The organism is Clostridium sp. HMP27 (genome assembly GCF_000765165.1).
In the GTDB taxonomy this organism is placed as follows: domain Bacteria; phylum Bacillota; class Clostridia; order Clostridiales; family Clostridiaceae; genus Clostridium_AK.
Genome location: NZ_JMFY01000014.1, coordinates 49,935 through 66,535, shown reverse-complemented (window position 1 = coordinate 66,535; position 16,601 = coordinate 49,935). Strand labels below are relative to the sequence as shown.

General features: G+C 30.3%; 16 protein-coding genes. 1 reads left to right on the top strand and 15 read right to left on the bottom strand.

What is annotated here, in order from left to right:
• Window positions 1-105: 105 nt before the first annotated feature.
• The 3 genes from recG to DP68_RS06270 all read right to left on the bottom strand — a co-directional run bounded on the left by recG (window position 106) and on the right by DP68_RS06270 (window position 4,235).
• Entirely contained in the window at window positions 106-2,157 is a 2,052-nt protein-coding gene (recG, locus tag DP68_RS06280) for an ATP-dependent DNA helicase RecG (protein ID WP_035307565.1), read from the bottom strand.
• Between the two features lie 72 nt (window positions 2,158-2,229).
• Entirely contained in the window at window positions 2,230-3,867 is a 1,638-nt protein-coding gene (locus DP68_RS06275; protein WP_035307563.1) for a DAK2 domain-containing protein, read from the bottom strand.
• A 14-nt stretch (window positions 3,868-3,881) separates the two neighbouring features.
• A complete protein-coding gene (locus DP68_RS06270) occupies window positions 3,882-4,235 on the bottom strand; it encodes an Asp23/Gls24 family envelope stress response protein (protein WP_035307561.1) in 354 nt (117 codons plus the stop codon).
• A 202-nt stretch (window positions 4,236-4,437) separates the two neighbouring features.
• Here DP68_RS06270 and rpmB point away from each other — a divergent pair, with 202 nt between their 5' ends.
• Window positions 4,438-4,629, top strand: coding sequence for a 50S ribosomal protein L28 (gene rpmB / locus DP68_RS06265; protein WP_035307559.1), 192 nt, complete (start codon window positions 4,438-4,440; stop codon window positions 4,627-4,629).
• 116 nt (window positions 4,630-4,745) lie between these two features.
• Here rpmB and DP68_RS19450 read toward each other — a convergent pair whose 3' ends face one another.
• The 12 genes from DP68_RS19450 to priA form a co-directional block, all read right to left on the bottom strand.
• A complete protein-coding gene (locus DP68_RS19450; RefSeq protein WP_186430212.1) occupies window positions 4,746-4,913 on the bottom strand; it encodes a hypothetical protein in 168 nt (55 codons plus the stop codon).
• A gap of 102 nt (window positions 4,914-5,015) precedes the next feature.
• Entirely contained in the window at window positions 5,016-5,654 is a 639-nt protein-coding gene (locus tag DP68_RS06260) for a thiamine diphosphokinase (protein WP_035307557.1), read from the bottom strand.
• On the bottom strand, window positions 5,651-6,304 hold the full coding sequence (gene rpe / locus DP68_RS06255; RefSeq protein WP_035307555.1) for a ribulose-phosphate 3-epimerase: 654 nt from the start codon (window positions 6,302-6,304) through the stop codon (window positions 5,651-5,653). The genes DP68_RS06260 and rpe overlap by 4 nt, the downstream gene beginning before the upstream one ends.
• Complete coding sequence (gene rsgA, locus DP68_RS06250) at window positions 6,301-7,182, bottom strand: ribosome small subunit-dependent GTPase A (RefSeq protein ID WP_035307552.1); 882 nt, start codon at window positions 7,180-7,182, stop codon at window positions 6,301-6,303. Before rsgA ends, rpe begins: the two co-directional genes overlap by 4 nt.
• Window positions 7,183-7,216: 34 nt before the next feature.
• Complete coding sequence (gene pknB / locus DP68_RS06245; RefSeq protein WP_035307550.1) at window positions 7,217-9,073, bottom strand: Stk1 family PASTA domain-containing Ser/Thr kinase; 1,857 nt, start codon at window positions 9,071-9,073, stop codon at window positions 7,217-7,219.
• Window positions 9,048-9,794, bottom strand: a complete 747-nt coding sequence (locus DP68_RS06240) for a Stp1/IreP family PP2C-type Ser/Thr phosphatase (RefSeq protein ID WP_035307548.1) — start codon at window positions 9,792-9,794, stop codon at window positions 9,048-9,050. The genes pknB and DP68_RS06240 overlap by 26 nt, the downstream gene beginning before the upstream one ends.
• Window positions 9,795-9,820: 26 nt before the next feature.
• The gene (gene rlmN / locus DP68_RS06235) at window positions 9,821-10,849 is read right to left on the bottom strand and encodes a 23S rRNA (adenine(2503)-C(2))-methyltransferase RlmN (RefSeq protein ID WP_035307545.1); all 1,029 of its coding nucleotides are present in this window, start codon (window positions 10,847-10,849) and stop codon (window positions 9,821-9,823) included.
• 8 nt (window positions 10,850-10,857) lie between these two features.
• Window positions 10,858-12,183: a 16S rRNA (cytosine(967)-C(5))-methyltransferase RsmB gene (rsmB, locus tag DP68_RS06230; protein WP_035307543.1), complete on the bottom strand. Its 1,326-nt coding sequence runs from the start codon at window positions 12,181-12,183 to the stop codon at window positions 10,858-10,860.
• Between the two features lie 85 nt (window positions 12,184-12,268).
• The gene (locus DP68_RS06225; protein ID WP_035307541.1) at window positions 12,269-12,955 is read right to left on the bottom strand and encodes a zinc metallopeptidase; all 687 of its coding nucleotides are present in this window, start codon (window positions 12,953-12,955) and stop codon (window positions 12,269-12,271) included.
• A 16-nt stretch (window positions 12,956-12,971) separates the two neighbouring features.
• Complete coding sequence (fmt, locus tag DP68_RS06220; protein ID WP_035307539.1) at window positions 12,972-13,901, bottom strand: methionyl-tRNA formyltransferase; 930 nt, start codon at window positions 13,899-13,901, stop codon at window positions 12,972-12,974.
• A gap of 5 nt (window positions 13,902-13,906) precedes the next feature.
• Window positions 13,907-14,359 (bottom strand): peptide deformylase, encoded by a 453-nt coding sequence (gene def / locus DP68_RS06215; RefSeq protein ID WP_035307538.1) that lies wholly within the window; start codon window positions 14,357-14,359, stop codon window positions 13,907-13,909.
• A 21-nt stretch (window positions 14,360-14,380) separates the two neighbouring features.
• Complete coding sequence (gene priA / locus DP68_RS06210) at window positions 14,381-16,582, bottom strand: primosomal protein N' (protein WP_035307537.1); 2,202 nt, start codon at window positions 16,580-16,582, stop codon at window positions 14,381-14,383.
• Window positions 16,583-16,601 lie beyond the last annotated feature (19 nt).

The following is a 16,601-nucleotide window of genomic DNA, read 5'->3' as shown; positions in this document are numbered from 1 at the left end:
TCCTTTTTTCGTTAATTTCTCTAACATTTTATCACATTTAGTTCTTTATTTAAAGAATAACCTATTTTATTTAATAAGGTTGTTAATAATATTATAATGAGGCATCTAATTAAAGCATATATATTTTGAGCTATTTTGTAACTTATTATAAATATAATTTATAAGTTGCTTATAATTTTCATCTTCACTTTTAATTATATACTTTGCCTCTTTATTAGCTTCTTTTAATAAATTCATATCTTCAGCTAAATTAGAAAGAATAAATCCTTCATCCCCATGCTGCCTTAATCCAAATATTTCTCCAGTTCCTCTGATTTTCAAATCCTGTTCTGCTATATAAAATCCATCACTGCTGTTTACCATAGTCTCCATTCGCTGTTTAGTAACCTCATTTTTAATTTCTGATAAAAGTATACAATAAGACTTATATTGCCCTCTTCCTACTCTTCCTCGCAACTGATGAAGTTGTGCAAGACCAAACCTTTCCGAATTTTCTACTACCATCAGCGATGCATTTGGAACATTAATCCCAACTTCTATAACTGTTGTAGAAATTAAAATCTTTATTTCATTACTTTTGAACCTTTCCATAATAGCATCCTTATCTTTAGATGACATTTTACCATGCAAAATAGCAATTTCTATATTTTGAAAATAACTTTGCTTTAATTCATTATAAAGTTTTTCTACTGAACTCAATTTTAAATCTTCATTTTCCTCTACCAAAGGACAAACTATATATACTTGTCTTCCTTCATCTATCTCCCTTTGCGCAAAATTATATGCTCTATCTTTTTTCTTAATATCTATACAGTATGTATGAATTTTTTGCCTCCCAGGAGGAAGTTCATCAATTAATGATATATCTAAATCTCCATACAAATATAATGCCATTGTTCTTGGTATTGGAGTTGCCGTCATAACTAGCACATCTATATTGGCTCCCTTATTAAAGAACTTACTTCTTTGCATAACTCCAAATCTATGCTGCTCATCGGTAATAATCAATCCTAAATTATAAAACTCCACATCATCTTCTATTAATGTATGAGTACCTATAATTATATCAATATTCCCAGCCTTTAAATCTTCTTTTATCTTTTCTTTTTGTTTTTTAGTAGTACTTCCTGTCAAAAGTTCTACTTTAACATTAAAGGCATCTAAGATTTTTAACATTTCTTTATAATGCTGTTTTGCTAAAATTTCTGTAGGCACCATAAATGCACCCTGATATCCATTTTTAACTATGTTAAACAATGCTATGATTGCAACTATAGTTTTTCCACTTCCTACATCACCCTGAACTAGTCTATTCATGCATCTACTTTGCTTTTGATCTGCCAATATTTCCGTTATAACTCTTTTTTGTGCATTTGTAAGCTCATAAGGTAGTGAAGACATCAACTCATTCACTTCATCATAAATTTTAAATGCAGTTCCATTATTACTCTTGTTTCTATAATTTCTTAACAATAATGTTTTTAATGAATATGTAAACAATTCTTGAAATTTCAATCTTCTTTTTGCTTCATGAAGTTCATTTATATCTTTAGGCTTATGAATTATTGATATAGCCTTATTTAAAGAACAAAATTTATACCTATTAATTATTTCTTCTGGCAAGTTTTCTTCTATAGAAATTTCTTTTAATACCTGGTCTATTAAATTAACTAACAGCTTATTTTTTACCCCTTCTTTTAAAGAGTAAATAGGCATTATACTTCTTGTTAAACTAGTATCCTTACTTAAAATATTTTCTTTCACAACTGAAGGATTTATAAGAGTATTTTCACCCTTGTAAATTTGAATTTTCCCCTTTAATAAATATATGTTTCCAATAACAAAATGATTTTTCATGTATGGCTGGTTAAACCATTGACACTTAAATATATTTTCTCCCTCACTGAATAAAAGAGTAGTAAGTACCTTCCCACCTTTGGTACGTATGTCTCTTTTTATCTCCAATAAAGTAGCATTAATTATTACCTCTTCTTTATTATTTGCATCATTTAAATTTCCATATAGAGTTACCTCTTTATAATCCCTAGGAAAGTATAATAAAAGGTCTATAACAGTAAATATGCCACACTTATTTAAATTTTCTCTAGCTTTAGGTCCTACTCCCTTTATACAGCTTATATCACTGTACACATTCATATTATCACTCCATATATTAAGTTAAAATAATCTATACTTTCCTATACAGTAAAAAAAGCCTTAAGGCTTTTTTTACTCAACAGAAAATATAAAATAATATAAAGGTTGATTTCCTTCATAATATTGTATATCTATATCGCTATATTTATCTTCTAACTCATTTACAAAAGTTTCTACCTGTGCCTTATCACAATCTTCTCCATAAAAAATTGTTATAAGTTCACTATTTTCATTAACCATTTTTTCTATAAGATTTTTACAAACCTCGAATTTATCGTCACCTATTTCTTCTATTTTTCCTTCTCTTAGTCCTATTATATTGCCTTCTTTTATAACCTTGTCATCAATTTCTGTATCTCTTACTGCATAAGTAATAGAACCTGAAGCTACATTTTCTATAGAAGTATTCATAGCTTCGATATTATCTTCAACTGTGGCATCTGCATTAAAAGAAGTAATTGCAGTGATTCCTTGAGGAATTGTCTTTGTAGGAATTACATGTACACTCTTTTCTGCAAGCTCTGCAGCTTGAGTTGCTGCCATAATTATGTTTTTATTATTTGGAAGTATAAATATATTGTCTGCCTTTATTTCATTAATAGCATTTAATATATCTTCAGTACTTGGGTTCATTGTTTGGCCACCTTCTATCACCACATCAATACCTAAGTCTTCAAATATATTTTTTATTCCTTCTCCTAAAGAAACAGATACAAAACCATACTGCTTATTTGGTAAGTTTTCTTCTTCCATTTCATTATTATCTTCTTTGTAATCATCTTCTAAAATATGTCTATGCTGTTCTCTCATATTATCTATTTTTATTTTTGAAAGTTCTCCAAGGCTTACAGCCTTAGATAATATAAGACCTGGATCATTTGTGTGTATGTGAACTTTAACCAGTCCTTCTCCACCTACCACTATCATAGAATCTCCAAGTGGTTCTAACTCTTCCTTAAATTTGTCTATATTTACTTTTTCAGAAAGAATAAAGAACTCAGTGCAATATCCATATTTTATGTCTTCAGTAGATAATGTTTTTTGAACTGAAGCTTTATTTTCTTTTACTGTTTCATTTATTATTTCCACAAACTCTATATCATCTTTAAGAACCTCAAGCATTCCTTTAAATATTACTAAAAGTCCTGCTCCACCAGCATCTACTACCTTAGCCTGTTTTAAAACTGGAAGCATCTCAGGAGTTTTCGCCAAAACATCTTCACTATGAGAACATACTTCTTCCATAAGCTTTGTAATATCTGTTTCAGTGCTCCTTATAGCAGCTTCTCCTGCTGCACGTATAACGGTAAGAATTGTTCCTTCTGTCGGCCTCATTACAGCCTTATATGCAGATTTTGAACCTTCCATTATACCTTCTGCAAGTTCCTTTGCTGTTATCTCTACTTTACCTTCTAACCCCTTTGACAATCCCCTAAGTATTTGAGAAAGTATAACTCCAGAGTTTCCTCTGGCACCCATTAACGCTCCCTTAGCAAGTATTCTAGCAATTTTACCTATATCTGCTCCGTTTAAATTTTGTATTTCGTTAACTGCTGACTTAAACGTCATTGACATATTTGTCCCAGTATCACCATCCGGTACTGGAAAAACGTTTAACGAATTAACATATTCCTTTTTTTCCTCTAGTTTATTGCTAGCATTTACCATCATATTATAGAAATGCTGTCCATCAATACTTAAGTGCTGCATATTATGTTACCTCCTTAAACTCTGACACCCTGCACATTCACTGTTATACTAGATACTTTTAAACCTGTATAATTTTCTACATTATATTTTACCTTTTGAATTATATTATTTGCAATTACAGAAATTTTAGTTCCATATCCCACTATTATATATAACTCTACAACTAGTTTATTTTCCTTCATACTAATTTTTACACCTTTGCTAAGGTTTTCTCCTTTTTTTAAAAGCTCCCATAATCCGTCCTTTGCATTTTTAGAAGCCATTCCAACTACTCCATAACATTCCATTGTAGAAACTCCTACAATATTTCCTAAGATTTCTTCAGAGTAATTAATATATCCATATTCATTAGAAATATTTCCAATCATAATAATCCTCCTTATAAATAACCGCTTTATAAAATATTTTATATTAAATAACGGATTTATTCAAGGAAATATAAATTATTATAATAATTTTCGTATTATAATTTATATTATACTTGCAAAAATTACATGACTTATGATAAAATGATATAGGCTTAAATTGAGAAGATTTTACTTTTCTCAATTTATAAAGGAGGTGTTTTTAATGTCAAGAAAATGTGAAGTATGCGGAAAAGGAGTTGTAGCTGGAGTTCAGTACAGCCACTCTCATCGTCAATCAAAAAGAACTTGGGCTCCAAACATAAAAAAAGTTAAAGCTATAGTTAAAGGAACACCTAAGACTATACATGTTTGCACAAGATGCCTACGTTCTGGTAAAGTACAGCGTGCTATATAATATAAAAAATGCAATTGTTAACCAATTGCATTTTTTATTTTTTTCTAAGTATACATTTAACTATATTAGATATAATCTTTGGGAGCTTGATTGCAACTATCCTCATATAATCCCCCTTAATCATCATGATTTTCAATTAGATACCAACCTACATATATAAATCCTGCCCCTGCTATCAGTATCCATCCCCATATAGGTACTAAAAAGGTAAGTACTATACCAATTCCTACAGATCCTATTATGAGTCCTGCTTTCTTTTTTGCTTTATTCCAGCCTTTAGACATAGTATTTCCTTTATCATAATTGCTTATAATATAGTATATGAATAAAGTACCGTTAATGGCACAAAAAACTTTGCTTATTTTAAAATAAGCAAAGTTCTAAAATCAATCTCTACTTTCAACTATTAAAAGTAGTCCATTTTTAAATTTTACATTTACAACTTCATCTAATAAAAACTCATTAGATACGGCTAAAGGATCTCCGAGTTTCAGCTCATAATTATTTAAAGGATATTTCCCACCTTGAATAGTTAATCCCTTAACTGTTTCGCCATAGCTTAAAAGAGAAAAATATTTATATCCTCTATATTTTAATGTTATATTTTTATCTGTTAATAAAATTATATTGTTATTATCTCTTATATAACATTTTACATTGTGTTCTAAAAATTTTACTAATAAACCTACATTCCCTAATACATGATCCATTCTAGTTCCAGTAGCACCAAGTAATACTACTTCATCTGCTTTTCTTTTCAATACTTCTTCTACTGCAATAGATGTATCTGTATCATCCTTTTCTACAGGAAACTTTATTATAGATACATTTCTATCCTTAAAGCTTTGCAATATAGATTTATCTATGGAATCAAAATCTCCAATTATGTCATTAGGCTCTATTCCATACTTATATGCAGCTTCTGCTCCCCTATCTGCACATATTATGTACTCAGCATCTTTTACTTCTTCTTTTACTATATCCCTAGAAGGCATTTGCCCTCCAGCAATTATTACTGCTTTCATTTTAAAGCCTCTCTAAGATTTTTTATATTCCCCTCTACATCATTATTTTTAAATACCGCAGATCCAGCAACTATTACATTTGCCCCACTTTCAACTACTTCCCGTATATTGGATACATCTACTCCTCCATCCACCTCAATTAAAAGGTTAGGATTAAATTTATCTTTCAACTCTTTTACTTCTCTTATCTTGTTTGAAGCATACTTAATATATTTTTGTCCTCCAAAACCAGGATTAACACTCATTATTAAAACCATATCTAGTTCTGGTATCAGGTCCTTTATGTTAGATACAGGCGTCCCTGGATTTAATGCTACTGCAGCTTTAACTCCAAAGCTTTTTATGTAATTTATAGTTCTATCTATATGCTTATCAGCTTCATAATGGACTGTTATTATATCTGCTCCAGCCTTTACGAAATCCTCTATGTACCTGTCAGGTTTTTCGATCATCAAATGAACATCAAAAGGCATTTTTGTAACATTTCTTATGCTTTTAATTATTGGCATTCCAAAAGTAATATTTGGCACAAACATACCATCCATTACATCTATATGTACTATATCCGCTCCATGAGCTTCAATGTTCTTTACCTCTTCCCCTAACTTTGAAAAATCAGCTGATAATATTGATGGAGCTATGTTTATCATCTTCCATCTCCTCCTTTGTAAGATTTCTTCTGTGAAACTTCTTCAATAATTTTTACGTAAAAATCATATCTTTTAGAATTTATATTTCCATTCTCAACTTCCTTTTTTATAGCACAACTAGGCTCCTTATAATGAAGACAACTATTAAATTTACATCCTCCTAAATAATCATTAAATTCCGGAAAACAATCCTGTACATCTTCTTTATTAATAAAACTTGTATCTAATGAAGAAAATCCAGGAGTATCTACTATAAAGCCTTTACCTATTTGTAAAAGTTCACTGTGTCTTGTAGTATGTTTACCTCTTTTTAATTTTTCACTTATATTACCTGTCTCCATTAGGGTTTTTCCTGCCAATGTATTTATTATAGTTGATTTACCTACACCAGAAGGTCCGCATAGCACTGTAACGTTGCCGTCTAAATAGTCTCTTAGTTCTTCTATGCCTTCTCCTTCTTTAGCCTTTAAAAACACCACCTTATATCCCGCACTTTTAACCATATTCACAACTTCATTTTCATGTATACAATCTGTCAAGTCTGTTTTATTAAAGCATACTATTATATCAAGCTTATTAAATTCACATAGCATTAAAAATCTATTTAGTAAGTCCTCATTAATGTCAGGATTCTTTATTGCAAATACAACTAGTGCTTGAGTAACATTTGCAACAGAAGGTCTTATTAGCATATTTTTCCTTTCATATATGTCTTCAATAACACCTTTCCCATTTTTCTCTTTTATCTCTACTTCATCCCCTACCATTGGAGAAAGTTCGTTGTGTCGAAACTTTCCCCTAGCCTTGCATTCAATAATTTTATCTTCACTCTTTACATAATAAAATCCGCCTATGCCTTTTATTATAATTCCCTGCATAAATCCTCCTTTAAAATCATCTATATTCAATTGTTTATTGAATTATAATTCCCTTTGGTTTATTTTCTTGGGTTGTGGTTTGATTATTTCCTGCTTGGTTATCTTGTGACTGATCGTTATTTCCATCAGTCTTATCATCTTCATTTCCATTTTCCTTATCTTCGTCTGGATTTGTCACAAGTTTCGGATCAAATACATAATAGGTTACATTTAATGTGGTTCCCTCTTTTACTTGAACTCCAGGTTCTATACTTTGATCAAAAATCTTTCCTTGTAAAGTCTCATCCCCAGTTGCTTGAGTGTTTGTATTCCCTAATTTTAAATTAGAATTAGCAAGTAATATCTTTGCTTGCTCTATTGTTTTTCCATTTAAGCTTGGAACAGTTGAATATTTAATTTCAACGCCTTTACTTACCACTACATCCACCTTTGTATTTTCATCTACTTTTTCATCACGAGATGGACTTTGACTTATAATACAATTCTTAGGAATAGTATCATCATATGCATATTGAACATTACCTAATTGCAAATTATATCTACTTAAAATGTCTTTAGCCAATTGTAAATCTATTTCTTTTAAATCAGGGACCCTTGGCTTATCTTTGCCTGCACTTAATGTAACTCTTACTTCTGAATTTGTCTTGACAGAAGTCCCTTCCGTTGGATAACTTCTTAGAACAGTGCCTTCAGGTTTATCATTTTTTTCTGTACCAATCACTGTAAATACCAAGTTTTTACCTTCTATAATATTTTTAGCTTGATCTTTGCTTAATCCTTCTATTTTAGGTACTATAACATCCTGGGTTTTCTTTTCTCCCTGAGAAATATAGTTATTAAATATCACATATCCTGAAGCAAATGCAGTAATTAAAACAAGTATTATAGCTGTAATAGCTATTATCATTCCTCTTTTTTTCTTATTTATTTTATTTTTCCCTTCATAATCATCATCATCTTCATCTACAAGAACATCATTTGCAGATTTATTATGATTCAATGGATCTACTTTTATAGCTTCCATAACTCTAGTTCTATCTTCATCCATATCAAAAAAGGTTACATTAATTTTTTCTTTGTTTTTTACTTTTCTTAGATCCTGTAACATTTCCTTAATACTTTGATATCTCTTAATAGGTTCTTTTTCTATAGATTTTAGAATCATATTATTAATGCTTTCAGATATATTAGGAACTATATTTTTAGGCGGAATCGCTTGTTCCTGTATATGCTTCAAAGCTACCGAAACAGGGCTATCAGCATCATAAGGTACTTTCCCTGTTATCATTTCATAAATCACTATACCAAGTGAATATATATCAGTTCTTGCATCTACATAACTTCCCTTTGCTTGCTCAGGCGAAAAGTAATGTGCAGATCCCATAACTTTACTAGTATTTGTAATAGTCACAGAATTAGTAGCCTTTGCTATACCAAAATCAGTAACTTTTACTAAGCCTTCTTCAGTTACCAATATATTATGAGGCTTAATATCTCTATGTATTATATTGTTTCTATGAGCACATTCAAGAGCTTTAGCTATTTGTATAGCTACATTTATTGCTTCTTCTTCATTTAATTTGCCTTTTTCTCTTATAAATTCTTTTAGTGTCTTTCCCCTTACATATTCCATAACTATATAATGTATATTATTTTGAGAACCTACATCGTAAATATTTACTATATTATTATCTGAAAGACTTGCTGCTGCAGTAGCTTCTCTTTTGAATTTATCTACAAATTGAGAATCCTTTAATAACTCATCCTTTAATATTTTTACTGCTACAAATCTATTAAGTAAATGACATTTAGCTTTATAAACTTCAGCCATGCCCCCTTCACCTATTTTTTCTAGCAGCTCATATCTATTCCCTAGTAAAGTTCCTACCATCTTTACACTCTCCTTCAAAAACTATAACTGAAATGTTATCTCTACCGCCTCTTTGTTTACTACATTCTATAAGCAATCTACATGAATCTTCTTGGGTATGATTAAGCACTATTTCACAAATCTCTTCAGGAGCAACGTCATTTGTCAATCCATCCGTACATAATATTATATTTCTAATTTCTTTAAGATTTAAATCAAACGCATCCACTTCTATTTGTTTGTTAGTTCCAAGTGCCCTTGTAATAATATTTTTGTTTGGATGCTTTTTAGCCTGTTCTTCAGTTATAGTTCCATTATCAACTAGCTGCTGTACCAATGAATGATCTTTTGTAATCTTTTTTATTTTGTTATTCTTATCTATAATATAGCAACTACTATCACCTATATTGGCAACAATAGCTTTACCTTCACTGATTAAACATGCGGTTATGGTAGTACCCATCCCAGAAAGGTTTTTTCTGCATCTTGATAAATTAAATATTTCCTCATTAGATTTTTGAACTGCTATAGTAATTTCTCTCTTTAAATCTGTAATATTACTTAACCCTTTAATATAATCAATAGTAAGATCAACTGCTACTTTACTAGCTACTTCTCCTGCGCTGTGTCCCCCCATGCCATCGGCAATAACGTATATAGATCTATCTTTAGCTTTATAATAACCGACGGAATCTTCATTGATTTCTCTTACGTTTCCTACGTCTGACAGTATACCCACCATACAACTCCACCTCTTCAATTTAAACTTTAGTTTTTATTGGTATAGCTTCTTCTTAGTTGTCCGCATGCTGCATTTATATCAGATCCCATTTCTCTTCTTACTGTAGCTTCTATACCATTTTTAATTAATATATTACTAAATCTTTTTATATTTTCATTTGTAGACCTTTCAAAACCACTTTCCTTTACTTCATTTACAGGTATTAAATTTACATGACACAACATACCCTTAAGTTTTCGGCTTAATTCTTCTGCATGATTGTCACTATCATTTACACCACTAACTAATGCATATTCAAATGTGATTCTTCTATTTGTCTTTTTTATATAAAATTCACAAGCTTTTAAAAGCTCTTCTATACTATACTTATATGCTACAGGCATCATATTTTTTCTTATATCATCACTTGGAGCATGAAGTGATATAGCCAAAGTTATTTGTAACTCTTCATTTGCTAGATCAATTACCTTAGGTACAATCCCACAGGTTGATAGGGTTATGTGTCTTTGCCCTATGTTTAAACTATAGGAAGAATTCACTATATGTATAAACTTTAAAACATTATCATAATTATCTAAAGGCTCTCCGCTTCCCATCATTACAATATTGGATATTCTCTCCCCTGTAGCCTCTTCAGCTCTTAATATCTGCCCTAGTATTTCTCCTGATGTTAAATTTCTAATTACGCCATCTAATGTAGATGCACAAAATTTACAACCCATCTTACATCCTACTTGAGTGGAAACACATATAGAATTACCATGATTATATTTCATAACTACGGTCTCAATAACATTGTTGTCCGCATATTCAAATAAAAATTTATAAGTATCTTCATTTTTTGATTTTAACATTTTTACTACTTTAGGTAAACTAAAATAAAAATTATTTTTCAATTTAGTTATAGTGTTTTTAGGAATATTATTCATATTGTCAAAATCAAACGTCTTTTTATATACCCAATCAAAAACTTGTTTTGCTCTAAAATCCTTTTCTCCGTTTTCTCTCATCCATGTTTTAAGCTCTTCTAAAGAAAAATCTAGCATATTTATCATAAAAACACCTATCCTTGTTTCCTTAATTTAGCTATGAAAAATCCGTCCATATTATCATCAGGCAAAATGGTTACAGTTCCCACTTCATTATAGATTATATTATCAATATTACCATAAAATAGAGGTTCTATTTTAAATTCCTTAAAATTTTCTAAAAACCACTTTATGTTTTTTTCATTTTCTTCTTTATTTAAAGTACATGTTGAATAAAGAATTATTCCTCCTGGTTTTACATATTGGGCAGCATTTTCCATTATATCTCTTTGTATAGGAATTAAACTTTTCAAATCTTTATTTGTTTTATTCCACTTTATTTCAGGTTTTTTTCTTATTATTCCAAGTCCTGAGCAAGGAACATCTATAAGTACTCTATCTGCTTTATTTGAAAGTTCTTTATTAAATACAGAAGCATCCATTGCATCTAAATTTATACTGGTCACACCAAGCCTTTCAATGTTTTGCTTAATTAAAGTCAATTTATTTGGATGTATATCAAAAGCATAGATTGATCCTGTATTATTCATTATTTCAGCTATATGAGTTGTTTTTCCTCCTGGTGCACTACAAAGATCAAATACCACCATATCATCTTCTAGTTCCATACTTGGAGCTACAAGCATTGCACTTTCATCCTGCACTGTAATATATCCTTCTTTAAAAAACGGATTTTTTTCTATACTTCTTCCCTTTATTATTTGTATAGCTTCTGGGCAAACTTTTCCCTCTTGTATGTTATATTCGTTACTCTCAAGATTTTGCCAAACCTCATCATAGTTAGTTTTTAAATTATTAACTCTAACAGTATTTGATGGAACTGAATTTAAGCCTATTAATATACGTTCAGCAATTTCTTTATCATATTGCTTTACGAATAATTCCACCATCCATTCTGGAAATGAATATTGAAAACTTAATCTTTTTATATCATTTTTAAATTCTATTTTTAAATCCTTATTACGTATGAAATTTCTTAAAACTCCATTTACTAATTTAGAGAATTTAAAGCACCTTTTCTTGGCAAGTTCTACACATTCATTTACAGCCGCAAAATCCGGTATTCTATCTAAATACTTTATTTGATAAACTCCTATTCTTAGTATATTAACTATTTGCTTATCCAACTTATTTGTACCACTTTTTAGGAAGTTATCTAATATTTTATCTATAGTATATTTGTACTTTATGGTACCATATACTATTTCAGTTACTAATGCTTTATCTCTTTCTTCTAGTTTAGAAGCATTTAATTTATAGTTTAATATAATATTTGAATATGCATCCTTGTAAAAAACTTCATTTAACGTATCTAAAGCTATTTCTCTAACATCATTCATATTTATACCTCAATTCATTAAAATTACTCTTTATAAAGCGAAATAGTTTTCCAGAACTCATACTTTCCGGAAAACTTATCTTTCACTAGTCATCTCTTCTGCTATTACTTAAAACTATAAGCCTTAAAAGTTGTGCTACAGACATAAGGGTAGCCGCCACATATGTCATTGCTGCTGCGCTTAAAACCTTTTTTGCTCCTGCGACCTCATCTTTATAAAGAATCCCTGTATTTTCAATCATTTTTAACGCTCTATTAGATGCGTTAAATTCTACAGGAAGAGTTATAAGCTGAAATATAACTACTGCCGAAAACAATAGTATTCCTATATTTAGAAGTCCTGGAAGTCCTAAAACAAAACCCAGTAAAAATATAACCCATGAAGCATTTGAGCTAAAGTTTACAATAGGTACTATGGAGTTTCTGATAATCAAAGGAGAATATCTTTCTTGATGTTGAAATGCATGCCCGGTTTCATGAGCTGCTACTCCAATAGATGCTACAGAAGTTCCATAATACACTTCTTCCGAAAGCCTCATAACCCTGTGCACCGGATCATAATGATCTGTTAATTTCCCTCCTACAACCTGCACCGGAACATCAAATAACCCTTGGCTATCCAGCAATTTTCTTGCTACTTGTGATCCTGTATACCCATTTACACTTCTTACGGCAGAATATCTTTGAAACGTTGAATTTATTTTTAACTGGGCCCATCCTGATATTATAATAGCAGGAATTAAAATTATCATACTACTATCAAAATAAAACATATGGTATAGCCCTCCTCTATTTTAAACGTACTCCTTTTTCTATAGTGTGTCCTTTAATGTATTCTTGTACATATAAAGGCTTTCCTGAAGGAAATTGTACTTTCTTTATTAGTAAAACTTTATTTCCTGTAGATACTTTTATACCACTTTTATCTACATCAATAATAGTTCCGCACTCTTTATTACTATCTTCGTTTGTTAACTCTGCTTCAAGTATTTTCATTCTTTCATCTTTATAATAAGTATACGCTATAGGCCAAGGATTTAAACCTCTTATCAAATTATTGATTTCTTTGCTATCTTTCTCCCAGTTTATTTCAGCTAATTCTTTATTTAGCATAGGAGCGTAGCAAGAATCCTCTTCAATTTGCTCAACTCTTGATATTTCCCCATTAACTATTCCTATAATAGTTTTTACTAAAAGATCAGACCCATCTATCATTAACAAATCATGAAGCTCACCAGCAGTCATATTATTTGTTATCTGTACTTTGCTTTTTAGAAGCATATCACCTGTGTCAAGGCCTATATCCATAAACATTGTTGTATTCCCGCTTTCGCTTTCTCCATTTACAATTGCCCAATTAATAGGAGCTGCCCCCCTATATTTAGGTAAAAGCGAAGCATGTAAATTTATGCATCCATATTTAGGGATTTCTAAAACTTCCTTTGATAAAATTTGTCCATAGGCTACAACTATTATAAAATCTGGAGAAAGTTCTTTTAACGCTTTGATACATTCTTCATCTTTTTTTAAGTTTTCTGGTTGATATACTTTTATATTATTTTCTAAAGCTACTTCCTTAACTGGGGACATAGCAAGCTTTTTCCCTCTTCCTTTAGGCCTATCTGGTTGAGTGAAAACTGCATTTATATTAAATTCATCTATAAGTCTTTTTAAAGCTGGTACCGCAAATTCTGGGGTACCCATAAATACTATATTCATAATACTTACCTTCCATCTTCCTTTATAATCTTATCAACATATAGTATTCCATCTAAATGGTCTATTTCATGACATAGTGCTCTTGCCATTAGTTCTTCACCTTCTACAACAATTTCTTTACCGTTTCTATCTAAAGCTTTAACCGTTACTTTATATGGTCTTTCCACTGGTCCCTGTTCTCCAGGTATGCTTAAACATCCTTCTTCATCTATGTAGGATCCTTCAGATTTTATTATTTCAGGATTTATTAAAAATACTGGTCCTTCTCCTATATCTATTACTACAACTCTTTTAAGAATGCCTACCTGTGGAGCTGCAAGACCTACTCCATTACTTTCATACATAGTTTCTAACATATCGTCTAAAAGTATTTGAATTCTATCATCTATCTGCTCTATTTTTTTACTTTTCTTTCTTAATAATTCGTCTCCAATTTTTCTTATACTTCTTAATGCCATAATAAAATTACCTCCATATATTTATATTAAGCTTAGTGGATTTACATCTATGCTTATTCTTATATTATTATAACTTTCTTTTACTGAATCATATATACTATTTTTTATTTCTTTTTTTATATTTTGATTTAATTCGCCTTTTATTATAATTTGCCACCTATAATTATTTTTTATTTTAGAAATTTCTGAAGGACATGGTCCTAATATCTCTACTTTATTTGTATTTTGTAATAGTGATTTTAAATTAACCGCCACATTTTGTATGTTTTTAATCAATAGATCCTCATTGGGACTACTCATATTTATAAGCATTAACTCTGAAAATGGCGGATAATTCATAAGTCTTCTAAGTGAAAGCTCCTGTTCAAAAAACTCCTCGTAGCTGTTTTCTGCAGCACACTGAATACTATAGCTATCTGGATTATAAGTTTGAACTATAACTTCTCCCTTTTTCTTTCCTCTTCCTGCTCTCCCAGCTACCTGTGTTATAAGCTGAAATGTTCTTTCTGAAGAATGAAAATCAGGGATGTTTAAAGATAAATCCGCTGCAATAACCCCTACAAGTGTTACATTTTTAAAATCTAATCCCTTAGCAATCATTTGAGTTCCAACCAACACATCAGCCTTTTGTTCTTTAAAAAAGTTATATATATTTTCATAAGAATTTTTGCGACGAGTTGTATCAAAGTCCATTCTTAACACCCTGGCAGCCGGAAAATATTTCTTCACTTCTTCTTCAACTTTTTCCGTTCCAACTCCAAAGTATTTTACATACTTGCTCCCACATTCAGGGCATATTTGTGGAACCTTCTCAGTTTTACCGCAGTAATGGCAGCTTAAATTATTGCTGTTATTATGATATGTAAGTGAAATATCACAATTACTGCATCTAAAGACATATCCACATTTTCTACAAGATACAAAAGTTGAAAATCCTCTTCTATTTAAAAATAATATTATTTGTTCATTTTTTTCAAGTCTGTCCTTTATACCTTCGAAAAGACTACTACTAAACATACTTTTATTATTTTTAACAAGTTCTTCTCTCATATCCACTACATGAGTATCAGGTAATAAAGCCCCGTCTGCTCTTTTCTTAATTGTAATTAGTTCTAACTTATTATTAATAGCTCTATAATATGTTTCTATGGATGGAGTGGCGGAACCTAAAACTAGTTTGCAGCCATATATATCACTTAACATTTCTCCAATTTCCCTAGCATGATACTTAGGATTGCTATCAGATTTGTAGCTATTTTCATGTTCCTCATCTATTACAATAAGACCTAAGTTTTTAAATGGCAAAAATATAGCCGATCTAGCACCTATTGCAACCTTTACTTTTCCGTCTTTAACTCGAAGCCATTCATCATATCTTTCGCCTTCGGAAAGCTTACTATGAAATACTGTAATATCCTTTCCAAATCTCCCCTTAAATCTTTCAACCATTTGAGGCGTAAGAGAAATTTCCGGAACTAATATTATAGATTCCTTCCCCTTGTTTATCATTTCTTCAACTAAATTCATATATATTTCTGTTTTACCGCTGCCTGTTACACCATGAATTAAAAACAACTTATTTACAGAATAAATTATTTTATTTAAAGCAGACTTTTGGTCATTATTTAAGGCTTTCTTTTCATAAAGTTCATATTGTCTTGAATTATATCTATTTATTATATTCTCTTCTTGGGTTAAAAAATTGTGTTTAAGCATTGTATTAACGGAAGACAATGAAATATTAAATTTATTACTTAGAGCACTTTTAGTATATAATCCATTATTTTCACTTACTACTTTATATATTGAAATATAAGGTTCCTTACTAAATTTTTCATTTAGGCTATCTGAAGTATAAATTAAGTTTTCCTTCTTATTTTTCATCCCTTTAAATAATGCTGATGGAAATAGTGCTCTTATCACTTCCATATGAGTAGATAAATATTTTTCCCTCATATTTTTTATAAGTGTAAGATATTCTGGTGTAAGTAAAGGAAAAGAAGTATCAACTTTTACTATTTCTTTGATATTTTTTATATCCTCAATTTCCTTATAGATTTCCATTATAAACCCATCTATTTTTTTGTTACCTAATCCAAAGGGCACATATACCCTAGAGCCTACTACAGCCTTTTCTATTAAATTATCAGGTATTTTATATGTAAATACTTTATCCAATTGAATGGATGTACTATTTATAATTACACCAGCATATTTATCCACTTAATCACCCTTTAGCAAA